The 24,888-nt window shown below is 45.0% G+C and carries 24 protein-coding genes and 1 other RNA gene; 9 read left to right on the plus strand and 16 right to left on the minus strand.

What is annotated here, in order from left to right:
• Positions 1-52 precede the first annotated feature (52 nt).
• The 4 genes from dnaJ to grpE form a co-directional block, all read right to left on the minus strand.
• Positions 53-1,195 (minus strand): molecular chaperone DnaJ, encoded by a 1,143-nt coding sequence (dnaJ, locus tag L4C42_RS16215; RefSeq protein WP_429761257.1) that lies wholly within the window; start codon positions 1,193-1,195, stop codon positions 53-55.
• 305 nt (positions 1,196-1,500) lie between these two features.
• Positions 1,501-3,414 (minus strand): molecular chaperone DnaK, encoded by a 1,914-nt coding sequence (gene dnaK, locus L4C42_RS16220; protein WP_353497980.1) that lies wholly within the window; start codon positions 3,412-3,414, stop codon positions 1,501-1,503.
• Between the two features lie 281 nt (positions 3,415-3,695).
• Complete coding sequence (locus L4C42_RS16225; protein ID WP_353497979.1) at positions 3,696-4,976, minus strand: dicarboxylate/amino acid:cation symporter; 1,281 nt, start codon at positions 4,974-4,976, stop codon at positions 3,696-3,698.
• A gap of 273 nt (positions 4,977-5,249) precedes the next feature.
• Positions 5,250-5,858, minus strand: coding sequence for a nucleotide exchange factor GrpE (gene grpE / locus L4C42_RS16230; RefSeq protein ID WP_042500822.1), 609 nt, complete (start codon positions 5,856-5,858; stop codon positions 5,250-5,252).
• A 155-nt stretch (positions 5,859-6,013) separates the two neighbouring features.
• Between grpE and nadK the strand changes: the two genes are divergently transcribed.
• The 3 genes from nadK (at position 6,014) to bamE (ending at position 9,307) form a co-directional block, all read left to right on the plus strand.
• Positions 6,014-6,898 carry an NAD(+) kinase gene (nadK, locus tag L4C42_RS16235; RefSeq protein WP_353497977.1) on the plus strand — a complete coding sequence of 295 codons (885 nt, stop codon included), beginning with the start codon at positions 6,014-6,016 and terminating at the stop codon, positions 6,896-6,898.
• A gap of 215 nt (positions 6,899-7,113) precedes the next feature.
• Positions 7,114-8,778 (plus strand): DNA repair protein RecN, encoded by a 1,665-nt coding sequence (gene recN / locus L4C42_RS16240; RefSeq protein ID WP_429761260.1) that lies wholly within the window; start codon positions 7,114-7,116, stop codon positions 8,776-8,778.
• Positions 8,779-8,947: 169 nt separating this feature from the next.
• Positions 8,948-9,307: an outer membrane protein assembly factor BamE gene (gene bamE, locus L4C42_RS16245; protein WP_042500816.1), complete on the plus strand. Its 360-nt coding sequence runs from the start codon at positions 8,948-8,950 to the stop codon at positions 9,305-9,307.
• Between the two features lie 63 nt (positions 9,308-9,370).
• Here bamE and L4C42_RS16250 read toward each other — a convergent pair whose 3' ends face one another.
• Complete coding sequence (locus L4C42_RS16250; protein WP_353497975.1) at positions 9,371-9,733, minus strand: RnfH family protein; 363 nt, start codon at positions 9,731-9,733, stop codon at positions 9,371-9,373.
• Positions 9,723-10,163: an SRPBCC family protein gene (locus tag L4C42_RS16255; protein WP_338163649.1), complete on the minus strand. Its 441-nt coding sequence runs from the start codon at positions 10,161-10,163 to the stop codon at positions 9,723-9,725. The genes L4C42_RS16250 and L4C42_RS16255 overlap by 11 nt, the downstream gene beginning before the upstream one ends.
• 175 nt (positions 10,164-10,338) lie before the next feature.
• Here L4C42_RS16255 and smpB point away from each other — a divergent pair, with 175 nt between their 5' ends.
• From smpB to L4C42_RS16270, 3 genes are all read left to right on the plus strand, one after another.
• Entirely contained in the window at positions 10,339-10,824 is a 486-nt protein-coding gene (gene smpB / locus L4C42_RS16260) for an SsrA-binding protein SmpB (RefSeq protein WP_112460957.1), read from the plus strand.
• Positions 10,825-10,892: 68 nt separating this feature from the next.
• Positions 10,893-11,259, plus strand: a transfer-messenger RNA (tmRNA) gene (gene ssrA, locus L4C42_RS16265).
• 93 nt (positions 11,260-11,352) lie between these two features.
• Entirely contained in the window at positions 11,353-13,158 is a 1,806-nt protein-coding gene (locus L4C42_RS16270; RefSeq protein WP_429761263.1) for a site-specific integrase, read from the plus strand.
• Positions 13,159-13,349: 191 nt separating this feature from the next.
• Here L4C42_RS16270 and L4C42_RS16275 read toward each other — a convergent pair whose 3' ends face one another.
• From L4C42_RS16275 to L4C42_RS16305, 7 genes are all read right to left on the minus strand, one after another.
• On the minus strand, positions 13,350-13,628 hold the full coding sequence (locus L4C42_RS16275) for a hypothetical protein (protein ID WP_429761265.1): 279 nt from the start codon (positions 13,626-13,628) through the stop codon (positions 13,350-13,352).
• A gap of 164 nt (positions 13,629-13,792) precedes the next feature.
• The gene (locus L4C42_RS16280) at positions 13,793-14,758 is read right to left on the minus strand and encodes a PIN domain-containing protein (RefSeq protein WP_429761267.1); all 966 of its coding nucleotides are present in this window, start codon (positions 14,756-14,758) and stop codon (positions 13,793-13,795) included.
• Positions 14,759-14,905: 147 nt separating this feature from the next.
• Positions 14,906-15,739, minus strand: coding sequence for a hypothetical protein (locus L4C42_RS16285; protein WP_429761271.1), 834 nt, complete (start codon positions 15,737-15,739; stop codon positions 14,906-14,908).
• 156 nt (positions 15,740-15,895) lie between these two features.
• The gene (locus L4C42_RS16290) at positions 15,896-16,648 is read right to left on the minus strand and encodes a toll/interleukin-1 receptor domain-containing protein (protein ID WP_429761273.1); all 753 of its coding nucleotides are present in this window, start codon (positions 16,646-16,648) and stop codon (positions 15,896-15,898) included.
• Positions 16,649-16,853: 205 nt separating this feature from the next.
• On the minus strand, positions 16,854-17,261 hold the full coding sequence (locus L4C42_RS16295) for a GNAT family N-acetyltransferase (protein WP_429761275.1): 408 nt from the start codon (positions 17,259-17,261) through the stop codon (positions 16,854-16,856).
• 386 nt (positions 17,262-17,647) lie between these two features.
• The gene (locus L4C42_RS16300; protein WP_429761277.1) at positions 17,648-18,316 is read right to left on the minus strand and encodes a hypothetical protein; all 669 of its coding nucleotides are present in this window, start codon (positions 18,314-18,316) and stop codon (positions 17,648-17,650) included.
• A gap of 148 nt (positions 18,317-18,464) precedes the next feature.
• Complete coding sequence (locus tag L4C42_RS16305; protein ID WP_429761279.1) at positions 18,465-19,040, minus strand: hypothetical protein; 576 nt, start codon at positions 19,038-19,040, stop codon at positions 18,465-18,467.
• Between the two features lie 796 nt (positions 19,041-19,836).
• Between L4C42_RS16305 and L4C42_RS16310 the strand changes: the two genes are divergently transcribed.
• The 3 genes from L4C42_RS16310 to L4C42_RS16320 all read left to right on the plus strand — a co-directional run bounded on the left by L4C42_RS16310 (position 19,837) and on the right by L4C42_RS16320 (position 21,529).
• Complete coding sequence (locus tag L4C42_RS16310; RefSeq protein ID WP_429761281.1) at positions 19,837-20,409, plus strand: recombinase family protein; 573 nt, start codon at positions 19,837-19,839, stop codon at positions 20,407-20,409.
• Between the two features lie 138 nt (positions 20,410-20,547).
• A complete protein-coding gene (locus tag L4C42_RS16315) occupies positions 20,548-20,853 on the plus strand; it encodes a helix-turn-helix domain-containing protein (RefSeq protein WP_429761283.1) in 306 nt (101 codons plus the stop codon).
• A gap of 244 nt (positions 20,854-21,097) precedes the next feature.
• Positions 21,098-21,529 (plus strand): transposase, encoded by a 432-nt coding sequence (locus L4C42_RS16320; protein ID WP_429761285.1) that lies wholly within the window; start codon positions 21,098-21,100, stop codon positions 21,527-21,529.
• Positions 21,530-21,801: 272 nt separating this feature from the next.
• On the opposite strand, the gene L4C42_RS16325 is transcribed toward L4C42_RS16320, so the two are convergent.
• The 3 genes from L4C42_RS16325 to L4C42_RS16335 form a co-directional block, all read right to left on the minus strand.
• Positions 21,802-23,058: a type II toxin-antitoxin system HipA family toxin gene (locus L4C42_RS16325; RefSeq protein ID WP_418641723.1), complete on the minus strand. Its 1,257-nt coding sequence runs from the start codon at positions 23,056-23,058 to the stop codon at positions 21,802-21,804.
• A complete protein-coding gene (locus L4C42_RS16330) occupies positions 23,058-23,381 on the minus strand; it encodes a helix-turn-helix domain-containing protein (protein ID WP_353497956.1) in 324 nt (107 codons plus the stop codon). Before L4C42_RS16330 ends, L4C42_RS16325 begins: the two co-directional genes overlap by 1 nt.
• A gap of 410 nt (positions 23,382-23,791) precedes the next feature.
• Positions 23,792-24,856, minus strand: coding sequence for a threonine aldolase family protein (locus L4C42_RS16335; protein WP_353497955.1), 1,065 nt, complete (start codon positions 24,854-24,856; stop codon positions 23,792-23,794).
• Between the last annotated feature and the right edge of the window lie 32 nt (positions 24,857-24,888).

The following is a 24,888-nucleotide window of genomic DNA, read 5'->3' on the forward strand; positions in this document are numbered from 1 at the left end:
CCCGCGATAACTGTCATTATCGCGGGCCGATTTAATTGAGATTTTCGAGCGTTTAGCTGGTTAAATCATCGAAGAACTTCTTCACACCATTGAAGAAACCTTCTGATTTTGGCTTATGCGTGTTCGCTGCTTCACCACCGCATGACTCTTCAAATTCATGCAGAAGTTCTTTCTGGCGAGCGCTCAGTTTCACTGGCGTTTCAACCACAAGCTTCACGATTAGGTCACCAACGCCACCGCCACGAACGCCTTTCACACCTTTGCCACGCATGCGGAACATACGGCCAGTTTGAGTCTCTTCTGGCACTTTAAGGCTTACACGACCATCAAGTGTCGGAACTTCAACTTCACCGCCCAATGCAGCTTGAGCAAAGCTTACTGGCACTTCACAGTAAAGGTTGTTGCCTTCACGCTCAAAGATGTGGTGCTCTTTCACATGGACTTGAACATACAAGTCACCGGCTGGTGCGCCATGCTCTCCCGCTTCACCTTCGCCAGATAGACGAATGCGATCGCCTGTATCCACACCGGCTGGGATCTTAACGTTAAGTGTTTTAGTCTTCTGTAAGCGACCTTGACCATGACAGCTGTTACATGGGTCTTTAATGATTTTACCGGTACCGCTACAAGTCGGACAGGTTTGCTGAACTGCAAAGAAGCCTTGGCGCATTTGAACTTGGCCATGACCATGACAGGTGCCACAGGTTTGTGGTGAAGAACCTTTCTTCGAGCCTGAGCCGTCACAAGTATCACACTCTACTAATGTAGGTACTTCAATCTCTTTTGAAATACCACGAACCGCTTCTTCTAGCGTTAGCTCCATGTTGTAGCGCAAGTCTGCACCGCGCTGAGCACGATGACCACCGCCGCCACGACGACCGCCACCAAAGATATCACCGAATACGTCACCGAAAATATCACCGAAGTCAGCACCAGCGCCGCCGAAGCCGCCACCACCCATGCCGCCTTGTTCAAAGGCTGCGTGACCGTATTGGTCGTACGCTGCTTTTTTCTGAGGCTCGGTTAGGATCTCGTACGCTTCTTTTACTTCTTTAAACTTCTCAGCAGCCGCTTCATCACCTTGGTTTCTATCTGGGTGATACTTCATCGCAAGACGCTTATACGCCTTCTTGATGTCGCGCTCTGATGCGTCACGATCAACGCCTAATACTTCGTAAAAATCACGTTTTGACATATTGCTTGTTACCAATTACTTCGACAAACAGCCCGACGCTGTTTGGGGATTGTATCGTTCTAGATAAAGATTGGTGTCCTTATCTAGAGCGACATGACTCTCGTAAACTCACTGTTTACAAATTTGCGGGCGTAAAGGTTACCCCAAACGCCCGCAACAATCACTTTTCGAGAACCCAGCTCACTGAATTCTCTAAGCTATAAAGTCCAAGCTCAAGGAGGAAACGCGCAGTTTGCTTAGTTTTCATAGAGAAAGTGCAAATGAGCATTTCCGACGCCGAGATTGGGCTTTATAGCGACGAGAAATTATTTTTTCTCGTCTTTTACTTCTTCGAACTCAGCATCAACAACATCGTCGTCTTGCTTAGGCTGTTCGCCAGCTTCAGCGCCCGCACCTTGTGCTTGAGCTTGTTGCTGTGCGATTTCCATTAGCTTCTGAGCCGCTGCCATTAGCGCTTGAACTTTCGCGTCGATCGCTTCTTTGTCTTCACCTTTACGAGCTTCTTCTAGCTCAGTGATTGCCGCTTCGATCTTCTCTTTCTCTTCTGCAGGTAGCGCTTCACCAGCTTCTTCTACTTGCTTACGAGTACCATGAACCATTTGGTCTGCTTGGTTACGTGCAGCTGCTAGCTCTTCGAACTTCTTGTCCGCTTCTTTGTTAGCTTCTGCTTCTTGTACCATTTTCTCGATGTCTTCATCGCTCAGACCGCCAGACGCTTGGATAGTGATCTTCTGCTCTTTACCTGTCGACTTGTCTTTCGCAGATACGTGTAGGATACCGTCCGCATCTAGGTCGAAAGTCACTTCGATTTGAGGCATACCACGAGGTGCAGCTTGAATGCCTTCTAGGTTGAATTGACCTAGAGACTTGTTGTACATCGCTTGCTTACGCTCACCTTGAAGAACATGGATAGTTACCGCGTTCTGGTTGTCTTCTGCTGTAGAGAAAACTTGGTTCGCTTTTGTAGGGATAGTTGTGTTCTTCTCAACTAGCTTAGTCATTACGCCGCCCATAGTCTCAATACCTAGAGACAGAGGAGTAACGTCTAGTAGAAGCACGTCTTTAACTTCACCCGCTAGTACACCACCTTGAACCGCAGCACCCATTGCTACTGCTTCGTCTGGGTTCACGTCACGGCGAGCTTCTTTACCGAAGAACTCAGCCACTTTCGCTTGAACCATAGGCATACGAGTTTGACCACCAACTAGGATTACGTCGTTGATGTCGCTTACTGATAGGTCTGCATCAGCTAGAGCAACTTTTAGTGGCTCAAGAGAACGTTGTACTAGGTCTTCAACTAGAGATTCTAGTTTCGCACGAGTCACTTTTACGTTCATGTGCTTAGGACCAGTTGCATCTGCAGTTACGTAAGGTAGGTTTACGTCAGTTTGAGAAGTAGAAGAAAGCTCGATCTTCGCTTTTTCTGCTGCTTCTTTAACACGCTGCATTGCAAGTGGGTCGTTCTTAAGGTTGATACCTTGCTCTTTCTGGAACTCTTCAACTAGGTAGTTGATCATGCGGTTATCGAAGTCTTCACCACCAAGGTGTGTGTCACCGTTAGTTGCTAGAACTTCAAATGTTTTCTCGCCTTCAACTTCATCAATCTCGATGATAGAGATATCGAATGTACCACCACCAAGGTCGTAAACTGCGATAGTGCGGTCGCCGCCTTTCTTATCTAGACCGTAAGCAAGAGCTGCTGCTGTTGGTTCGTTGATGATACGTTTAACTTCTAGACCTGCGATACGACCAGCATCTTTCGTTGCTTGACGCTGTGCATCATTAAAGTAGGCAGGAACTGTGATAACTGCGCCAGTTACTTCCTCACCAAGGAAGTCTTCTGCAGTTTTCTTCATTTTCTTAAGTACTTCAGCAGATACTTGAGGAGCAGCCATTTGCTGGCCTTTTGCTTCTACCCATGCATCACCGTTGTCAGCCTTAACGATTTTGTAAGGCATGATTTCGATGTCACGCTGAACTTCTTCGTCTTCAAAACGACGACCGATAAGACGCTTAATAGCAAATAGCGTGTTCTCTGGGTTTGTAACTGCTTGACGTTTTGCAGGTTGACCTACTAGCGTTTCGCCGTCTGTGTAAGCGATAACCGATGCGGTTGTGCGCTCACCTTCAGCATTTTCGATTACGCGTGGTTTGTCGCCGTCTAAAACCGCAACACAAGAGTTAGTAGTACCTAAGTCAATACCAATGATTTTACCCATCAGGCTATCTCCGAATAATTCTATTGTTTCGTTTGCTGCCTCAGTGTGAGGCTGAGAGCCGACAAAACTGTCCGCTCGCAATAGGTTTGTTTTCTGTATGACCCATAGATAAGGGCGTCAAAATGCTTTTCAAGGGAAGAAGTGAAAAAAGTTTAAGTTTTTTCTGTTGTCATTGTGCATCTGAACATCATTTACACCCAATGACTAACGTTGTAATTGTTTGAAAAATAAAAACGGAGCCATAATGGGCTCCGTTTTTTATCTAGCGAAACTATTTTTTATTACGCACGGCTCTGAGCAAGCACTGCGTCAGCTTCTTGCTCTGCTGGCTCACCAATTTCACCTTCGCTACCAGCAACAATCGTGTTCACTGCAGTATCACCGACAACATTTGAGCTAGTACAGAACATATCGTTGATACGGTCAACAGCAGCAACAATTGCTAGACCTTCTGGTGGCAAGCCTAATTGGTGAAGGATAACACCAATCATCACTACACCGCCGCCTGGAACACCACCAGCACCAATTGAAAGTAGTAGTACCGTAAAGCCTAGAGTAAACAGATCGCCCATTTGGATAGGCTGACCGAAGGCATTAGCGATGAAGATAGCCGCAATCGCGATGTAGATAGACGCGCCTGCCATGTTCATAGTCGCACCCAGAGGTACACCAAATCCAGCTACAGATTTAGACACACCAATCTTGTCTGTCAAAGTACGCATAGTCACTGGAATCGTCGCGTTAGAGCTTGCCGTTGATAGCGAGAACAGAACCTGCTCACGTGTCGCACGAATAAACTGTGCTGGCGTCATTTTCGTCGTTGCGCCAACCATAAGTGGGTAAACCACAAAGATCCACAGAACAAGAATACCCACCACCAGTGCCACATAACCCGCTACCGACGCTAATGTGTTGGCATCAAGCGTTGCGCCAAGTTGAATCATCAGTGCGAATACACCGTAAGGCGCTAGGCTCATTACAAGACCAATCAGCTTCATCATCACGTCATTCGCTACTTTGAATGCGTTGATAGCAGGACCGCCTTTTTTATCCAGAGCCTGGATAGCCAGACCAGTCAGAATCGCCATAAAGATGATTTGTAACATGTCACCGTTAGCAAACGCCTGAATAGGGTTGCTTGGTACAATGTTGGTGATCATTGAGAAGATATCAGGTGTCGTGGTTGACGTGAGCTCAACAGCTTCAGCCACTGTGCCACCTAGGTTAGCGCCTGCACCCGGCTGAACGATCATACCGATAGCAAGTGCAAAAGTAATCGCGATCACTGTATTAAGAATATAAAGCGCAAAGGTTTTGCCGCCAAGGCGACCGAAAGAGTTGATGTCTTTAAGTTCTACGATACCGCAAACGATAGAAACGTATACCAATGGTACAACGAGTAGTTTGATTAATGAGACGAACATGCCGCCTACGCCTTCTGCAAAACCAAGTAGATATTGGTCAAAAAGGCTAACACCTGCGAAAAGGTATTGAATCGCTGTACCAATCAAAAGGCCAGCAAATAGACCTACAAAGATCTTTTGGGATAGTGATTTATTCATTCAAAAACTCCAGAATGTTGTGTTTATTCCCTGCACTTTTATAGTTATTTACTTTCTTATTTATAGAAAGCTCAGGGGATATTACAGATGTGAAGTCAAAATGAAAGCATAAATTTTACATTTTCTTATCCATTTCTTAAAGTTTATAACTCCGAATTTATAGAAAATACCAGAATAATAAACCAAAAAAAATGAAGCCAATAAGGCTTCATTTTATAGAATAGGCAAATTCGTTGGGATAAACCTCTAGTGTCAACCCCTAGAAATAATCTGCTACTTTGACACCATTACCATGGCAGGACGGATAACACGGCCATTGAGCTCGTAACCCTTTTGCATAACAAACATGACGGTATTTGGCTCGTGATCTGCACTTTCCTGAATAGACATTGCTTGGTGCTGCTCAGGGTTGAATGCTTCACCTTCTGGGTTGATCTCTTTTAAACCAAACTTAGCAACCACATCAACAAACGTCTTATGCGTCATTTCAACACCTTCAACGATCGGTTTTACTGCTTCGTTTTCAGCATCTGCGGCTGCGATAGCACGCTCTAGGTTATCAATCACTGGTAAAAGTTCTTCAGCGAACTTGTTCAGTGCGTACTTACGAGCTTTGTCAATTTCTTGCTCTGTGCGACGACGCATGTTTTCAACATCTGCTTTCGCGCGTAGAACAGAATCTTGCTGCTCTTTCACTTTCGCTTCGCTAGACAGCAAAGCCGCTTCTAGTTGAGCAATCTTAGCTTCTTGGATGTCTTGCTCGGATTCTTCGTTCCATTCCACGTCAGCGTCAGAACCTACCACCTCTGCATCTTCCTGTTTTGCTTCCGCTTCTTGGGTGTTTAGCTCTTCTTGATTTACCTTGTTTTCTTCGTTGCTCATGGTCTCTCCGGAATACTCGCTTCAAGGCAATGCATAATACGACTCACTCACATTTCTTAGGAACTAAATCGCACCAAACACTGCATATATACATACTTTGGGTATATTATGGGGATGAAGATTTGTGATTCAAGCACTATTAGTTTGGAAGTGATATGAAAAAACCCTTTGAGGTGATCGCCATCATAGGCAAACCTCGAGCTCAGCAAGCCATTCAAACCCATAAAGAGCTGTTTTTGTGGCTCACCTCGAAAGGCTACAAGGTTCTTGTCGATGATCGTCTGATCGATATTCTTGTCGACATCCCAAGGCAGCACTTCTTCAGCTTAGTTCGTATAGGCCGAGAAGCCGACTTAGCTATTGTGGTTGGCGGCGACGGAAATATGCTTGGCGCAGCTCGAGTACTGTCTCGATTCGATGTGGCTGTAATTGGCGTCAATCGTGGCAACCTTGGCTTTCTTACAGATCTAAATCCTGAAGGCTTTGAAACTGCACTCGAATCCGTGCTAAATGGTGAATACCTTGAGGAGAAACGTTTTCTCCTAGAAGCGGAAATTCATCGACACGGCCAAATAAAAAGTCATAACGCAGCACTCAATGAAGCGGTTCTTCACCCGGGACAAGTCGCACACATGATCGAGTTTGAAGTCTATATTGATGACTCATTCGCGTTCAGTTTGCGATCTGACGGGCTTATTGTGTCTACGCCAACAGGCTCCACTGCCTACTCGCTCTCCGGCGGTGGCCCTATATTATCATCACAACTCAATGCAATCTCATTGGTACCGATGTTCCCACATACCTTGTCGAGTCGCCCATTGGTGGTTGATGGCAACTGCCGTATTAAGCTGGTGGTATCCCCTGATAACCGTGGCACACAAGAAGTCAGCTGCGATGGACAAATCTCGCTACCTGTCTCGCCTGGTGACGAAATCCACATCTATCAAAGTCCGAACGCGCTAAAACTTATCCATCCAAAAGACTATAGCTACTATCACGTACTGCGAAATAAACTCGGATGGTCGAGTAAACTGTTTTAAATAAATCAGATAGATAGCCTCCATTCCTATCGATAGCCTCAATATTGCCATTGAGGCTTTTTTGTATCTGCCGGTTAAATCCCTTTCTTTTCGATCAAATAATCGGCAACAGTGCGTCCTGTCACATAAAAATTTACCTGTGCAACTTTACTGTATAAAGAAACAGTATATACTGAGCTTACATACAGTAATGTTCATTTAAACAGGTAAATAAAATGCTGTCTCATCTAAGTGTTAATAATTTTGCTATCGTAAAATCGCTGCAGTTAGAACTATGTACAGGTATGACAACCATCACTGGCGAAACTGGCGCAGGTAAATCCATTGCTATCGACGCGCTTGGGCTGTGTTTAGGTGGCCGTGCCGACGCTGGCGCCGTGCGTGCTGGTGAAGACAAAACCGAAGTCACTGCCGCTTTTGCGATTGAGAACAATCAACAAGCGACACGCTGGCTCGAAGACAATGACCTGTTTGATGGCACTGAATGTATTTTGCGCCGCACCATTACCAAAGAAGGGCGCTCGCGCGCTTTCATTAACGGCAGTCCGGTTCCCTTGTCACAGCTAAAATCGCTTGGCCAACTGTTGATAAACATCCACGGTCAGCATGCGCATCACCAATTGATGAAGAGCGATTATCAGCTCAGCTTGCTTGACCAATACGCAGGCCACACTGCGCTGCTTAAACAGGTTCGTTCAAAGTACCAAACCTGGCGCAGTGCCGATATTGCACTCACCAAACTGAAAGAAAACAGTGCTAACAACCTGGCGCAGCTACAGTTGCTTGAATATCAAATCAAAGAACTCAATGAGCTAGCGATTGGAGAAGACGAATTCCCCGGTCTTGAACAAGAACACAAGCGTTTATCCAACAGTGGTGAATTGGCAGTGACGTGCCAACAAGCCATCGACATCATCTACGAGGGTGATGAAGTAAACGCACTTGCTATGCTACAAACCGCCAGCAGCAAATTGCTGCAGCTTGCCGAGCTCGACACTAGCCTAACGCCACTTCCTAACATGATTGAAGAAGCCATCATCCAAATTGAGGAAGCCAATACTGAGCTTCGCAATTATCTCGACAAAATTGATGTTGATTCTGAGCGTATGGCTTATGTTGAAGAGCGTTTTTCTAAAATCATGTCGCTGGCTCGTAAACACCATGTGATGCCTGAGGAGCTATACCAGCACCATCAGGACTTGCTCGCACAAATCGAAGCTCTAGATTGCTCGGATGAAAAAATGGCAGAAATGGAGCAAGAAGTGGCCAACCACTTTGATGCTTATGTCAGAGTCAGTGAAAAACTGAATAAATCTCGTGGACGCTACGCAAAAGAGCTCAACAAGCTGATTTCTCAAAGCATGCATGAACTCAGTATGGAAAAAGCCAAATTCGCCATTGATGTCGCATTCCAATCTGACCATCCTTCCCCAACAGGCATGGATAGCGTGGTGTTCTTGGTCTCCACCAACCCAGGCCAGCCTATGCAGCCGATCGCCAAAGTGGCCTCTGGTGGTGAGTTATCTCGGATCTCCTTAGCTATCCAAGTGATCACCGCACAAAAAGTCGATACACCAAGCCTAATCTTCGATGAAGTGGATGTCGGTATCAGCGGACCTACTGCTGCAGTGGTGGGTAAAATGCTTCGTAAGCTTGGTGAGTCAACGCAAGTGCTGTGTGTGACCCACTTGCCGCAAGTGGCCGGTCATGGCCATCAGCAATTGTTTGTTACCAAAACGACCAAAGCCAATAAAACCGAGACCAGTATGTTGACTCTAAACGAGCAAGAGCGTATCACCGAACTTGCTCGACTACTTGGTGGCAGCCAAATCACCGACTCAACACTCGCCAACGCTAAAGAACTACTGATCGCCGCGTGATTGCACTGTGATGAGATAGTTCCCTAGCAAGCCAAGATTAACCGAGGATTGTTGCTTAACTCATAAAACCGAGCTTGAGCGACAATCTTACGCAGACAAGTTTTTACTTCTGGCTCATCCTTGTTTATTATCTTTGCAGTTTCACAAATCGACGTTGTAAATTAAAGCTATGCAATTTAAGAAGTGGTTACTTGCATTACCACTAGCACTTAGTGTGCTGACAGGATGTTCAGTAATAGAAAAAATCGTATATCGCATTGATATCAACCAAGGCAACTTCGTTGAGCAGAGTGCGGTAGACCAGTTACGTTATGGCATGACCAAAGAACAAGTTCGCTTCGTTCTTGGCTCACCAATGCTCATTGAAAACGGCTACCCGAATACTTGGTACTACATCTACCACGCAACCAAGGGACACGACGATTCTGTTCAGCAGAACCTAGTCGTCAACTTTGACGGTAACGGCGTGTTGGCGTCTATCGCTGGCGACTACGAAGCAAGCGATAACTTCTTCGACGCACTGAACTAGATGGTTAAAATACAAAAAAGCTCGCCTAGGCGAGCTTTTTTCATTTCTATTGAAGCTGTAGCGTTAGCTTGCCTCTGCACTCTTTCGAACTGGCGATGGCTTACCGCCCGTCACCGGATCGGCTTTGCCCGCGTTTTTGGCTTGCTCTGCACGTTTACGTCTAATTTCTTTTGGATCGGCAAGTAGCGGGCGATAAATCTCAATACGGTCTTTATCTCTTACCGTTGCGTCCAACTTCACGTTGCGACTAAACACGCCAACCTTATTGGTCGACAAATCTATCTCTGGATACACCGACAGCACGCCCGACTTTTGGATAATCTCTTCCACCGTCGATTCATGATTAACCACCAACTGAAAAACACGCTGTTCATTAGGCAAGGCGTAAACCACCTCTACGTGAATAAGCTGAGCGTCAGCACTCATAGGTGTACACCTCTTTGGCACGCTTAGTAAATGCGTTCACCATATTACTCGTGACATCGTGGAAGATCTTTCCAAACGCCAGTTCAATCATTTTACTTGAGAATTCAAACTCAAGTTTTAGCTCAACTTTGCACGCCTGATCATCGAGTGGAATAAAAGACCAAACGCCTTTAAGCATTTTAAATGGGCCGTCCACCAGCTCCATCAGAATCTCGCTTCCATGCACCAAAGTATTCGCAGTGGTAAATGTTTTACTGATCCCTGCCTTTGAAACGTCTACCGACGCAACCATCGCTGAGTTTGTTGTCTCTAGTACACGCGAGCCTGAACAGCCCGGCAAAAAATCAGGATAACTGGCGACATCATTAACCAAGTTAAACATTTGATCAGCGCTAAACATCACGAGCGCCGAGCGAGTCACTTGTTGCATAAAAACTCCCCAAACTAAAAGGTTGCCTCCGATTCTACTGTTAAGCAGCAGTTAGCTCAAGTCACACGCTCATACCCTTTAATAATCGGGAGGTAACGCGCGCTCACACAAAACAAAAGCTTGGCAAATAAAACCCTTCCCTAAACGCAAAAACTCGCCGTATAATGACGCCATTATGGTAAAGAAGAATTCAAAGAATAAAGCGGGTAGCAATACCATCGCTCAGAACAAGAAAGCTCGCCACGAATTTCACATTCAAGACGAGATCGAAGCTGGTATCGAACTGCAAGGCTGGGAAGTAAAATCCCTACGCTCAGGCAAAGCGAATATCGCTGAGAGCTACGTTTTCCTACGTGATGGCCAAGCTTACATCAGTGGCATGTCAATCATTCCGCTTAACCAAGCATCAACTCACATTGTTGCCGAACCAACACGCGTACGCAAACTGCTCTTGCATCGCCGCGAACTGGACAAACTTATTGGTCTAGTTAACCGTGACGGCATGACGCTTGTTGCTACGACTATGTACTGGTCGCGTTCTTGGGCTAAGATCAAAGTGGGCGTCGCGAAAGGTAAAAAGCTTCACGACAAACGTGCTGATTTGAAAGAAAAAGATTGGGCACGTGATAAAGCGCGAATCATGAAGAGTAATTTGCGCTAAAACTGACCAGTTAAACTCCGCAGTGCTAGACAGGCCATGCTTTTCTGGTAACATGCGAAGAACACTTTGGGGCTGATTTAGGATTCGACAGGAATTTTGCAGTCTGAGGTGCATGCCGTGGGGCGGTTGGCCACGTAAAAAGCCGCAAAAAAATAGTCGCAAACGACGAAAACTACGCACTAGCAGCTTAATAACCTGCTCAGAGCCTCTTTGCCCTAGCTTCCGCTTGTAAGACGGGGAACAACAAAGAGTCAAACCCAAACTAGCTAGATCGGATTCTCCCGCCTGAGAGATGAAGTTCGAAATTCAATTCAGGATAGCCATTAACTAGCGTGTCGGTTCGCAGGTTGGTGGTGAATTTAAAGATCGACTAAGCATGTAGTACCAATGATGAATGGTTTTTGGACGCGGGTTCAACTCCCGCCAGCTCCACCAAACGTTTGGTAAAGGCCTGATTTTCTTAGGATTTCAGGCCTTTTTCATATTTGGTCGTTTGAATCGCGGGTGTCACGAACGAGTGTCACGATCATGCGCAAACTGCCCCACTTAACGAAGAACCGATACGGCGTCTATTGCTTTCGCCTCATCTTCACTCAATCCGTCCGTGCGCTTCCCAACGCCCCGCAGGAAATCTCCCTTTCTATAGAGACCAAAGATCCGGTCATCGCACAAGAGCGCTATATGCTGCTCTACCCTTGTGCGCGGACATTTCGTTGGTCATTGCATGAATCTGTGATGAAAGGAGACATTGACGTGATCACACTGCAAGACAAGGTGAAGCACTGGAAAGCCAACAATCAATTGCGTGCCCTGCTCGCCACCACGGACACCCAGCTGTTTGAAGTGCGCCGTGATTTGCTGCGCGCGAACCATGACTTACAAGAACAAGCAGAGCACGCCGCCCGTTTGCGTGACAGCAACCAACGCCTCAAAGGGGCATTAAAGTCCATGCGCCTCATAACAGAAGCGCCCACTGTGTCCGCCGCCGTTTCCAATCCAACACCCAGCGCCATCAACAATGAGGCACAAGCGTCACCAGACGCGCTCAAACGCTCGACAGCGACAGATAAGACAAACCTTACAAATGCGACATCGACAGCAGCATCGCGCCCCAAAAAGCGTGTCAGCGCGTCTCAGACGCTCCACGCGTACGTCGAGAAGTTTCTGAGTTACGAAGAGCAGACCAGCACCTACGGCCGCTACACCAAGGAAGCCCGTCGCGCGTGTCTAAGCCGCTTTCTGGATATTGTCGGTTATTCGGTGGCGCTCACGGCGTTAACCGCTAAAGACATCCGCCACTACAGAGACATGATGCACGCCATCCCCTCGAACTTCGATAAGCGCGGTTTTGCCATTCCGCGGGCACGCTCTGCTCGCCCTAAATGGTTCAAAGACACCATCAAGGCGTGGAATGGTGCCACACTGTCAGGCTCAGGCATTGATACCCACTTCAAGCATGTTCGCGTGTTCCTCACGTGGGCACAGCATGAGCATTATTTGAAGGACGATTTCGTGTCCATGCTCAAGGTATCGAAAAAGCGCACCAAAGAAACCAAAAAGGAAGTGGTCAACTTTCTGCCTAGCGATCTGGCCAAGCTGTTCCTGGACGGTTACCTGTATGGTGATACCAAACCACTCCGTGACAATGGCGTGCCATGGCACTTTTGGATACCGTTGATTGCGCTCTACACCGGTATGCGCTCGGAAGAGATTGGTTCACTGACGTTGCAGGACGTCGTCGAGCTGGACGGTCTTTGGTGCCTTCAAGTCACCAAGAGTAAGACAGAAGCCGGAATACGCACGTTCCCTATCCCGCAGCGCCTATTGGACGCGGGCTTCTTAGAGTATCGAGCACAATGCTTAAGTGACGGCGAAGGCGATACCACATCCAGCCTATTTCCGACATTGAAGAAGAAAGGCGGCGATTACAGCAATCGTATTGGTCAGTTCTTTAACCGCAACGTCCACAGCCGACAAAAGGATGGCACGCCAAGAATGGAAGGCTATCTGTACAAATGCGGCGTGGAGCACCCGTCCGAAAGCCAAACATTGAAGTTTCATAGCTTCCGTCATGGGTTCATTACTAAGTGGCTTGAATCGGGACTACCGCTTCATTTGCTCAAAAACATTGTCGGCCACAAAGGCGACTTTAAAACGTATGGAGTGGTGTATGAAGAGCGCGAAGGTGCGACCGAAGCCTATATCCACGTCAACCGAGTTTCACACGATGTACGGATTCAAAGGCTACGTAAGATGAAGGAAGGCATGGACAGTATGGACTTTGGGGTAGACCTGTCTGGCCTGTCATACGAACGATTTGTTTCAAGAAAATAAGCTTGCGGGGGTGTTACCAAAACACCCTTCTCTATTGATGCTACTGTATCTCGCTGCCTCGGGTGTATCACATGCCTACAAGAAAAACATCCACTGCCCCCATACAAGGCGGACTTAAAAACAACTTAAACGCCCCTTAGCATCGTGTGACGGCTGTCACTTGAACGCATAACTATATGGCGCTCGTCGTTCTAGTAACGTGACGAAACACTATTGTTCTTTGTTAGCTTGCGTAAGTACCATAAAAATCCCAAAAGGAAACCGATAGCATACAAGCCAAAATGTAGAGGCCTATCTAGATAAGCCAAATAACTACCGCCGCATAGCGTAGTGACAACAGCTAGAGATCCCGTCCACGAGAACTTTTCCTGTCGAATAGATATTCTAAAAATCAAAAATGCAAAATACCCTGCAGGTATTCCTATCGCTAAAAAGCCTATACTAGCGATAATCGTTTCTAATTTATCCATCTCGTCTCCAAGTAGTAAACACAGATGAACCAAAATACACCTGAACTACTGATAAGGTACAAGCAAATCAATGCCGCAGCCGCCTCATGCTATCTTAATCACTCAAACCAACGCACAGTAAAAATTCCATGCGTTGCGAATCACTCTAAAACAGATAGTTAGGATTAATCTGCGTATTGAGCTACAAGCTCCTGTATTTTTTCGAAAATGTCATCCTCAATAGCATCAGCATGTCGATCAAGCAACGCAGTATAAAATTCGTAAACATCTTCGTCACCAAAGATCCATGTGACTTGATCGTTTGAAAGTGCTATTTCAACTAACTGATTTACTTGAGTTTGAGAGAATCCTTCAAACTTACTTAACTTATTGATTACAGTGTGAGTTCGAGCAAAGCTTCCACTTTGAGCCAAGTTATTAATCTCAATTTCTTTTTCTAACTCACTGGCTAATTTTATTTCAGGATAGTGCTCCTTAAAAAACTGAGACAAGCGACGGTAAAAGAAAAGATCAGATTTACTAAACTCCTTCCAGTCAGCTAGTAGGAAATCTTTAGGGCGATTCTCGTCCAGTACTGAATAGTAATCCTTGTCGTCTGCAACGAAGTACAGATCTTCGTCTATTGGGGTTTCTGAGAGAATGGCCTCCCAATTTATAGCATCCCCCAATGAGCCATTTTTGCCTGGAGGGTTTCCCACCGCGAGCCTAAATTTTGCTTCGGATAATATTTCATCGGTTGTTTCAACATACTCAGCCAGTTTAAATAGTTCCTTTATTCTGTCATCTGCGTTGAATTTATGTTCTATGGCATCCTCTGTAATAGACTTAAGCAACTTCGAATGCAATGTTCCATAGGTTTTCTGCAGCTCTTTTAGCTCTGCGTATTCATCGTAATCTTTGCAAAATTGTGGGAAAACCCCTTTGATTTTATGATCGCTAAGTTTCTTTATTGCGTCTTGAATCTTTATTTCTCTATTACGATAGAATTCGTCTTTTACCTGCTGTGTTACCCATAACTTTATCTTCTCACTTTTGATTAGAACAGCAAGCTTATGAATCTCTTCAAGATCATCATTGCTAAGGTGATAGAAAGATAAATACACATTTGTATCAATGAATAAATTTTTCAACGAAATACTCCCTGATGAATCCTAACGCCGCATTAAAGTGTTAGCAACGCTACCATGAAACTTAACCAAACCACCGTAAACACAAAACCCAACGATGGAATGAAAAATGCCATGCTTTGGGAATCACTCTTAAATGCTTTGTTAGAGCTACGACGCCTGCCGATTTTGCTTACTCTTCATTAAACGAATGGCTTCTCTACTTAAAGAGCCATTCTCAACATAGCCATAGCGCTCAAGATCTCGATACATACTTCGTGGTATATCATTTGCAATATCTTGAAATAAGTAACCATAACTCCCCCTACGAGAGAGAGGATCTAGATTTGCTGGTCTGATATCGTCCATTAGTTTTTGCAGATAATCCAAAGCCTCATACCGTGAATCACTTTCAACAGCATGAAGTCTCATGCTTCTTGTTAACCTGCGACTTTCACGCTTTGCATCATCGAGTTCTTTCGTAATTTGCTTCATACGTGAGAATAGTTCATCTTTCTCGGCTTCAGCCAAATGTGCTCTTTTGGCTAAATCTTCTAATACAGTTTGTTGTTCAGCCTCTTTTTTGCGGACTTCCTCTTTCTCTTTTTCGATTTCAGCTTTAACTTGAGTTGAATCGTATGGCAACTTATCAAACTTGTCACGAATACCACTGTAACCTTCATCAAGATGTCGCAATCGTTCACCAAAGCCAGCCTCAATACGTCCCAATATTTCAGACACCTCTTTGGTGAAAGCATATGAATTATCATAAAACCTGTTACTTGTATCTGTTGCCTTAAAATAGAAAGCAACTGAAAGTGCTATAGCAAAAAATGCCAATACCATTGATAGTAGGTCAGTAAACGTAAATTCTTTGATATCAACCTTAAGCTCCATACTAAACAACTTAACCGACATAACACCAAAAAAAGCTAGGATGCTGACATCTCGGAAATTTCTTAAAGTTAAATAACTCTTTTCATTACTTTCTATTTTATTACTCAAATTGACCTCTTCATATTCGTTAATCAAGTAGCTCTAACGCCCTGTTAAGGTGTGAGCAACTACTTACCTAACTTCCGCATACCACCTTAAACACTAAACGCTACGCATAGCAAAAATGCCAAGCGTTGCGAATCACTCTTAAACAGATTGTTATGCCTAAAGTTCCACCAACTGGTGCTCAAACAAGTACTCTCTACCTTTTTTGCTAATGACCAAGCGATCTGGATAACCGTGAGGAGTAGACAGTAAACCTGCGGCTTTAGCATCTGCTAGATATTTGTCTGCAGTAATACGGTGCATTTCCATGATATTCAGTAAGTTGGAAAACCGAATAAAGCTTCCTGATGTCCGGTTGTAGCATAAAGCCACCCCTTTCATTATTTCTTTAACTCCGTCTGACTGTCTATCTGGAGCAGAACCTGCCATTGGTTTAAATGGATTTGTACCTATTTCTGGTTTTTCAAATAAAGGAGCGTCAAGTAAATGCCGAAGAAGTTCATCAAAGCGATACTCAGTCTCTGAGTCGTTGGAGAAATTAACAAATAGCTTGGTACTAAGAAAAGTCGGTACATGATACGTACCTGAAGGCTGGCGAATGATAGGAATAACTTTTGACCCATCAATTCTCGAAAGATAGTTTGAAGTTAGGATCATTTTCTCATAGCCTACACCACCCTCACCCGCATTTGCTTTCTCAACATACCGATTTGAGCACACCATCAAAACATACTTTGCAGATGCCAACTGTGTTTCCATAAAATGAGGTAAGTCATCACCCGGCTTTAAATCCCATTGATCAATTACGGCGTCAACACCACGATTACGCAAAGTCGTAGCAAAGTCCAAAACCCACTTTTTATGTTCAACTGAGTCATGCGAATACGAAATAAAAACTTTAGGTGGTACCATTTCAACCCTCGAATAATTGCGCAAAGTATTGATTATAAACCTTTATGTCGCGATTGTAATCACGCGAGGCATAACGCCTTGTTCAGTAGCAGCTAACCACCACTAAACTCCAACAAAGCCACCGTAATCACTAAACTCAATTCAAACCAAAACCGCCAGCTGTTAGCTGTCTGCTTGAACAATTTGTTATGTAGCGGTGCTTAAATTAGTGATCATTACCAGCGTAAACCCACATAGGTTCGGTTTTACCCGCCCTCTCAAAGCCTAGTGCTCTGTAAAAATCTACGGCTTCACCATCCGCAGTCAGCATTTGTTGATGGAAGTCTTTATACTTGCTTTGCATCAACTCCATCATTTTTCGACCAACTCCCAACCCGTGGAAATTTGGGTCAACAAGCATGTGTGGATAGTAGACAACTAAACAGCCATCAGAAATTGCATTACCTATTCCGATGAGCTTGCCACCTATACGTGCGGTCACTAACGTATCTGAATTCAATAAAGCGGGTATCAGCTTTTCAGGTACCTCTGCTGACGACCAACCATTAGCACGGTATAGTTCAATGACTTCTCCGTCTTGGATTTCCTTGCTTATTTGTACCGAAACTTCCATATCTCTCCTAGCTACATAACATCTATTAGTCTTCAACTAACGCTTCTAAAAGTGCCAACTACTCTGCAATAACCACCATAACATATGCCACCAAGTTAACATGAGTTCATCTAATCATCATCATCTTACAAACAATGTCGCTGTGACTAGGTTCACGCTATACAGCTAGGTGATCTATTAACTGTGACGTCAATCAACACACCGCAACAAATCTAACTTTGCTATCGATGAGACAGCTTCAACCTTCTATTCCGCCGCTCGAAGCGATAACCAGTTCTACCTATAAGAAATTTTCAAATACAGACTCACAATGAAAGAACATACCATTTACTCTTATACCTAGAAGCAAATCTCTCTATGATTCCCAACAAATCCTGTTCATCAAGTTACCGGTTTTGCCCCTCTCGATTTAGTAACAACTCAGGAAATGAGGCACTGGCGACACCTATCAACAGATACTCTAGGAAAGTCAGCCGAGTCGCACCAAACTCTTCCCATATCCCTACTTCATCACTGCGCCACGCTTTACACCAAAAGAATACTGGACGCTGTAATTCGGGAGAGTCTGTTGGGAAGTCCGTGAACATAGCTTTCGCCCAGTCCGTGTATTTGAAGGTTTGTTGTTTGGGATGATGGCCATTCAAGACAACCGCACTTAAATCACCAATATGATATTGGTAATTGTCACCCCAACGAGCAAACTTGCTTTTGTCTGTTTGAAGCTTGGTGATATTAACGGATAGGTCGTTCTTTCTGCCTCGTAACTCCGTCTTACCAATGTAGAGAGGTTTAACGCTGCCACTTTCGATGTACAGCATCATGTAAATCAAACCGTCATAGGTTGCCTGTCCGTTGTCTACGTCAGCTATTAACAAGTTCACTTGGTCGATGACTAGCTGCTCCATAGGCTCACTACGTGCTAAGATCTCTCGCTTGTTCCGACGACCAATGGTGCGGGTTTCAACATGGCCACCCGAATCGGTCTTAAACAACGGAACCGCCTGTGCCACAACCTTCTCTCTGTCACAGAAGTCATTCCATATTCTTAGATGCACTCTTTCCCATCCTTGTTGTGTTTGCGGCGCTATAAGGGCGAGCCGTCGTCATCTCAAACTTAGGCTCACTCCCCTTTTCAAAACGTGTTTTTTTCTAGGACATTGTCTTTGGAGAAAGCTCCTGTATCGTGACAGAAGCAGTTTTAATCTATTCAGCCAGTAGTTCACGTCCGAGGCGAGCAAGCTCCTTTCTACGCTCTCTGTGGCCTTCTAGGCCTAGTATTGTGTAGTTCTTTCCTCGCCCAATCGGACGCTCCAGATTTTTAGTCATATAGTCGACTGCTCGTGAGCAGACAGGAAGTACTCGGCACACTTCTTTGCTAACCTTGCCCGTCGTCTTATTCACAACCTCCCGAGTATAGGTATTGAGCCAATGCTCCGCTCCCTCGTCGACTTTGTCTTTGGGCATTGTGCCAAACTCCTCTTCTTCCCACTCGTCATCTGACGTATAAGGCCTTCTGTCAGTCCATGTTGTTTGAAGCTGTATTCGTGTACGTTTACCTAACAGGAACTCTCTCCGAGCGAGTTCCTGTTCATTACTATTCAAAACAGTGAAAATATGAAGATGCAACCTTCGAGTCTGCATATCGGGCAACACCGATTCAGAGCACTCTTCAAGTACTACAATTGCACCTGAAATATACTCGTAAGCTCGGAGCCAACGTGCAGCACAGCGAATCATCGTTTCCTTACTTTTGTCTGAATCCTGACTTCGTAGCTTCAAGTTTGTCTCATCATCCAATAGAACTGTAATAAAGACAGCCTCTCTTCGTTCTTTTTTGGCCTTCTCTGCCAACAAAATAGACGCCACCGTCAACGCATCATTATGATGGTATGATTTAGTACTAAAAGTATCTTTAATTTCATGCTGACCACTGCTTCTCGTAGGGCATGTAATGGGTGTATTTATATTAGGTCTAGTTGACGTAATAGACCTATACTCGGAACCATTCAGCTCCATCATCCTCAAACCCTTTGCCAACCGTGGTTTCTCGCTGATTTTCTTTTCCATACCTTCACCCCATTTTGGCCAAAATGCGCAAACATGATTCGCGCTTGAATGACCCATCGACTCCCTCAAAAGGAGCCCAAATAAAGAACAAATCTTGGGCGCGAAAATCCGGCGTTTCAATGGGCAGTTTGTAGGCAGTTTGATGGAATTTGCGACGAATCACATATTTTGAAACTGCCCATATGAGGCAAACAGAAAGGGATTGATATTTCTAATCTTGTCGGGGCTAAAATGTTAACTTTTCAATAAAAAAACGCGGTTTACCGTTAGCATTGAGTTAGCAAAAAAACGCCCATATTGACGTAACCTGTTGTTAATATGTAAGAACTCAACTAGGAAGTATTCGAGAGCTTTTTCTAAGATATGAGGAGGATGTGAATGCAATTAAGTACACCCAAAAGCACACGTGTGACCAACCCCAAAAAGCGTATGTATTAGACCCGATTTCCCTTTTTGCACACGCTAGTATGACAAGTGTCTAGAGTCTATTGCATACAGGGAGCACATTATGGCCGAACTCGCCTATATCCGCGTTAGTACCATTGAACAAAACACCGAACGTCAGCTCGCCGGATGTGGCGTTAAGTTTGACAAAATCTACGAGGACAAAGCCAGTGGCGGGAGTACCAATCGTCCCGAGCTTACTAAGCTCATCGAGTATGCCCGAGAGGGCGATACGATTCATGTGCATTCAATCGACCGATTAGCACGTTCTCTCGATGATCTTCGTAAGCTAGTCTCAGACTGGAATAATGACGGCATTACCGTGCGTTTTCATAAAGAAGGGTTGCTCTTCACCGCGGACGACAGCACCCCCATTGCCGAATTGATGTTAAACATGTTGGGAGCCGTCGCTCAGTTCGAACGAGCCATGATTCGAGAACGACAAGCAGAGGGGATCGCAAAAGCAACCGCGGCTGGAAAGTACAAAGGCCGTGTACCAAACCGTGAGCGCACCTCAAGAATTCTCGAAATGAGAGCGGAAGGTAAGTCTATTCGCAAGATTGCGCTTGCATTGGATTGCAACCCATCCACGGTGCAACGCGCGATAAAACAAGAGCATTCATCTAACGAGCCATAAAGATAGACGTTCACTTTTTCATAGACAAAATCAATGCATCGACTTTGCGGCAAGCTCTTAAGATCATCAAAATTCATTTAGTGCTAGTATCCGATACAAGCACAGATAAAAGTGGACAACAACGATAAGGATCTGCTCATGTCAAAAAGCCAGCCGTTAAGCGAATTAGACCGTTGCTTTACTGAAGACGAACTAGCGTTGGTTGAGTGCAAATCAAATGCCATGCTGACACATATTCGTTTGAATGAACTGATGCGGCAGCTGGGTATAACAAAAGCTCAATTGCTAGAATCACCGGTAGTGACGCCAGAAGCATTAGAACGTTTAGAAAATGCGTCGTCCGATTTGACCGTCTCTCAGCTCAATCAATATGTACGAGCGCTGGGTGGAAAACTGACGATTACCCTTTCCCACCCAAGCGGGGATGTAGTTTTGCTCAAATAGCAAAACCTATCTCTCTGTATTTTTAGGGCGTTGACGAAGAACACTTAAGGTTGAGCAAAAAGCCAAGCCTTCAATGAGTTACAGTCAAAAGCTCCACTTTAGAAAGCCAAATTATTCAGTAAGCCCTTATTGCCAAACCAACAAAAACCCCTAAAATTCAACAGTTTAAGTCAAAAATTCAATTTTACTTTCCAGATTAGATGCATTAAAGTCTGCGAAATCGTAACACCTAAACTGAAGCACCATGAGCAACAAAAAAGTCACGCAATTTGATAAAACATTCAAGCACAGCATCGCAAGTGAAGTCCTTTCAGGTCGACTAACGGGAGGGATGGTGGCTTCGAATATTGGCGTAGCTACAAGCACGGTAAGGCGCTGGTGCCGAGAGTACCAAAAAGCGGACTGCTTTGAAGTAAGTGCTTCTTTTGCTCAACGTGAAAAAGTTCAAGTTGTAGAAAGGGCAATAGTATTGATCGAGCAACAATCAGATCTACTGCTACTGTCCAAAGAGCTTCTGAACTCAAACCCGCATACCACTGGGAGAGATAAGTTGGACAGTAGGGCTGCGCTTCAAAGACGGATCAAAGAGGGAGTTGAACCGGCGTCTGATATTCTTCAGGAACTACGATTGTTATTAAACCCGAAGCATCTAGACACGGCAGAAAACATAGCCTAGATTTTTCAAGTCGCTGTACGAGCAAGTGTCACGATTAGACTATTCTTGCTCATTCAATATAAATCGCCCTCAGAGCAGGTGGGGCAAGGCTTTTACTAACATTACCGTGTCGCCGGATTCAATTTTTTCCAGCTCCACCAAACGTTTGGAAAGGGCGCTAACTCAACAGTTAGCGCCCTTTTTGTATCCAGCGGCTCAGTAACAATAGTTGTCAATCATGCATCTCAGATGACACCAACCAAATTTGAGAAGAAAAGTTGGCTCTTTTCCCTTTATAGGACCTGAAAATCCGCACTCAACTGCTTCCAATGCTGAATGAGAGCAACCTTGTGTTCATCCAACATTGGTAAGCCTTGTAACAGATACAACCATTGAGTCCTCGCCACTTCCATGACATCCAGAATGTGCGGTTTGATGGCAACCCAAGGCGCACCTACTTTTTCTGACCATAATTTAAAACTCTCCATCGTGATATCGAACCACTGCTTGGTACCCGCCATGTTGAGAGCAAGGTTATCGTGTTCGATATAGGGTGTGGTAAACACCACATCATAAAGCGGAGACAAGCGTGGAGATTGCCTATCGCTATAAATGAGCGTCCAGTTTTTCAAATGAGCATCACCGTTACCGAGCAAGATATTGATAAGCAGCCTTCTTGCCATTTGCTGAATGTCCTTCAGCCGCTCTGCACTGGTTCGATACAGCACGTTGCCGAGTTGTTCATAATTGACTCGTTGGTACTTGTCTGCCGGATAGAGGCCAAAAACCTGAGCAAAGTCTTCGGTATGAATACGACCGGAACTACTGCGATCAAACCGTTTAATACCGTAGGCGTACTGCTCATCTGGCAACCTAATACTCGGCAAGCCCTCTAGTTCACTAAGCTCAATTAATCGCACCTCAGGAATGTCAGCCCCCGCCGCCGCCGCCAATTTCATGCAGCTATACTCATTAACAGGTACACCTTTGTGGACGGTTGACGGCGTTTTGATAATCCACATGTCTTCAGATATTTCCTGATCAATATGGTAACGACCATCCACATGAGATGACGAGAACTTCATCTGTACGCCAGCTAGAGAGAACTTGGTGTTAGCATGTTTCACATCTATTTGCTGGGGCTCTGTCGACAAACGCTGCTCCAATGCCCAAACGGGCACATCGCCCGCTTTAATCGGCTTGGCAATGACTGCCCCCGGCAAGTTGGAGCCAAGATAGGCAAGAATTGAAAACTCATTGTTGATGTGGCAACGAAGCGCTTTCGCCGTCAGTTCTCTTAATACTCCCTCAGGTAATAGATTGGAAAGGACTGGAGGGATCTTATCGGTTCTAATCTGCGGCTTGTTCAAATAAGTAGGGTCAAGCATCTGCCTCAGAGTAAAAACTGGTCGGAGATTATCAGGCATTGCGACAAAGTCTGGGTTGAAAGTCAGTATATTTTTGCCACCAGCATAATGGGCTATTACAGCAACATCGATACCATGGAGCTGAATCTTTAGACCTTCCACCTTCTCTATCTGCTTACTCATCATTTATCCTCAGAACCAAACCAAAACCCTAGATCATCCTCATCGTCGTGCAACGACTCACCTTTAGGTTCTTGACTCTGACTTTTAAAAGCATCCTCTATTGGAGCGGTATGCCCTTTGCTTTGCTTCGGCGAGATAGAAAGTTCCAAATCAAGCCCTTCCAACACTCTAAGTAAAGTCGATAACTTTACGTCACTACCCGCTTCTATGCGCTGATACTGTTGCTGCTTCATGCCGATTCGCATGTACATGTCTTTTTGCTCAATACCGAGTTTTCTGCGCTGCTCAGTGAGCACGGTTGAGATTTCTTCTAAGCTTTTCATTCTTCCCACCAGACAACCAAAGAGTTGTACCAAATGCCATTAACAACATATTAGTTGTATATAAGTCCGATAACAACTTTTAAGTTGTCACGGCATCTTTTAACAACCTAAAAGTTGTTTGTGCAATCTTACCGTGAAAGTGAGGAATGCTCAGAAAAACGCTTAAAAATGAGAAAAATCGAGGTAACAAAAACCAATGGGTACACCATCAGGTACACAATAAAAAATCAAATCAACATTAATTCAACAATAACAATGATATAGAATACAGATTCAACTTACGACAGCGTTTGAAAAGGGCGCTAACTTAACAGTTAGCGCCCTTTTTGTATCTTAGCAGCAAGCAAATCGTTTAAGCATCAAGACCTTTTGGTCACCGATAGGCCAAAAGGTCTATCACCGACTAAAAGCTAAACACACCCTTGCTCAATCAACTGGAGATAACCTCTTAGATCGTCATCTGCCATGTCTAGTAGTCTATCTCCCACATACCACTCAATGTAGCTTTGCTCTGCTAACATGCCTTGTTGTGGGTTGCCAATCCATAGGCTGTGCTCTGTGGCAAGCTTGTCTCGAAGCGCTATTGCTTTGTCTTGGCTAATAGGTAGATGAATATGCAGCATGTTCGCTTGTGGCTTGACTGGGTTTAGCTTCAGCAATGGGAATTCTGACAGTATTTTGTAGACTTGCTCCGTGCGTTCGAATAACGCGGGCATTAAGGCTAGCCTTTGTTCGAACTGCATAGCTGCTGCAACGATATAAGGAGTACGGTGATAGACACTGCCACCCTGACGGTGCATCCATACTGCCGCTTGGTCGATAAACGCTTGATCACCGAGTAACATCGCACCGCCTAAGCCGCCAATGCCTTTGTACATAGAAACATAGGCCGAATCAAAGCCCTCGCATATCTCTGCGTAATCCTTTTGATAGTATGCAGCGGTTTCCCACAGTCGTGCACCATCCATATGAAGGTGGATATCGTTTTGACGGCAGTGAGCTTTAATGCGTGATAGCTCTTCAAAGCTTGGCAGCTGTCCGCCGATTTCACGCATAGGAAGTTCGTAAAGTACGGCTGCTAGCGTGTCTGGAATCTTAACTAAATCCTCCAGTACCCAAGGTTTAAACGGCTTACCAACCGGAAGTAGGTTAAAACGCTGCTGCAACTGATAGCCTTGATTTTCGTGCAGCTGGATATGACTCGAAGGATGCATCGCAACCTTATTGTTGCGCTTCATTTCACAAGCAATCTGCAACGCCGTCGGCTGGGTCATGGTACCAGTGATAACAAACAACCCAGCGTCAAAGCCAAGTAGCTTTGCCAGCTTCTGTTCGAAGCTTTGTATTAACTCCCCTTCCCCATAACGGTCATGCGTGATTTGGTGCTGTTCACACCATGCAGACATTTGAGCAAACGTCTTGGCTGGAGAGTATTCTTTATTTCCTGGCAACGAAATCTGACATTGTTGTTGCATCGTCTATCCCTATCTAGCATTGAGTTCGATTA

The organism is Vibrio wakamikoensis (genome assembly GCF_050337275.1).
Classification (GTDB): Bacteria; Pseudomonadota; Gammaproteobacteria; order Enterobacterales; family Vibrionaceae; genus Vibrio; species Vibrio chaetopteri.

Excerpts from the sequence above, each read along its gene's own strand:
- L4C42_RS16250 (WP_353497975.1), bottom strand. The coding sequence starts at position 9,733 with ATGAGTGCTGACGCTCAGCTTATTCACGTAGAGGTGGTTTACGCCTTG.
- dnaJ (WP_429761257.1), bottom strand. The coding sequence starts at position 1,195 with ATGTCAAAACGTGATTTTTACGAAGTATTAGGCGTTGATCGTGACGCA.
- bamE (WP_042500816.1), top strand. The coding sequence starts at position 8,948 with ATGCAATTTAAGAAGTGGTTACTTGCATTACCACTAGCACTTAGTGTG.
- L4C42_RS16275 (WP_429761265.1), bottom strand. The coding sequence starts at position 13,628 with ATGGATAAATTAGAAACGATTATCGCTAGTATAGGCTTTTTAGCGATA.
- L4C42_RS16270 (WP_429761263.1), top strand. The coding sequence starts at position 11,353 with ATGCGCAAACTGCCCCACTTAACGAAGAACCGATACGGCGTCTATTGC.
- nadK (WP_353497977.1), top strand. The coding sequence starts at position 6,014 with ATGAAAAAACCCTTTGAGGTGATCGCCATCATAGGCAAACCTCGAGCT.
- L4C42_RS16320 (WP_429761285.1), top strand. The coding sequence starts at position 21,098 with ATGAGCAACAAAAAAGTCACGCAATTTGATAAAACATTCAAGCACAGC.
- L4C42_RS16225 (WP_353497979.1), bottom strand. The coding sequence starts at position 4,976 with ATGAATAAATCACTATCCCAAAAGATCTTTGTAGGTCTATTTGCTGGC.
- L4C42_RS16295 (WP_429761275.1), bottom strand. The coding sequence starts at position 17,261 with ATGGAAGTTTCGGTACAAATAAGCAAGGAAATCCAAGACGGAGAAGTC.
- L4C42_RS16310 (WP_429761281.1), top strand. The coding sequence starts at position 19,837 with ATGGCCGAACTCGCCTATATCCGCGTTAGTACCATTGAACAAAACACC.
- L4C42_RS16315 (WP_429761283.1), top strand. The coding sequence starts at position 20,548 with ATGTCAAAAAGCCAGCCGTTAAGCGAATTAGACCGTTGCTTTACTGAA.
- grpE (WP_042500822.1), bottom strand. The coding sequence starts at position 5,858 with ATGAGCAACGAAGAAAACAAGGTAAATCAAGAAGAGCTAAACACCCAA.
- L4C42_RS16335 (WP_353497955.1), bottom strand. The coding sequence starts at position 24,856 with ATGCAACAACAATGTCAGATTTCGTTGCCAGGAAATAAAGAATACTCT.
- L4C42_RS16290 (WP_429761273.1), bottom strand. The coding sequence starts at position 16,648 with ATGGTACCACCTAAAGTTTTTATTTCGTATTCGCATGACTCAGTTGAA.
- L4C42_RS16330 (WP_353497956.1), bottom strand. The coding sequence starts at position 23,381 with ATGAAAAGCTTAGAAGAAATCTCAACCGTGCTCACTGAGCAGCGCAGA.
- L4C42_RS16255 (WP_338163649.1), bottom strand. The coding sequence starts at position 10,163 with ATGCAACAAGTGACTCGCTCGGCGCTCGTGATGTTTAGCGCTGATCAA.
- L4C42_RS16325 (WP_418641723.1), bottom strand. The coding sequence starts at position 23,058 with ATGAGTAAGCAGATAGAGAAGGTGGAAGGTCTAAAGATTCAGCTCCAT.
- smpB (WP_112460957.1), top strand. The coding sequence starts at position 10,339 with ATGGTAAAGAAGAATTCAAAGAATAAAGCGGGTAGCAATACCATCGCT.
- dnaK (WP_353497980.1), bottom strand. The coding sequence starts at position 3,414 with ATGGGTAAAATCATTGGTATTGACTTAGGTACTACTAACTCTTGTGTT.
- recN (WP_429761260.1), top strand. The coding sequence starts at position 7,114 with ATGCTGTCTCATCTAAGTGTTAATAATTTTGCTATCGTAAAATCGCTG.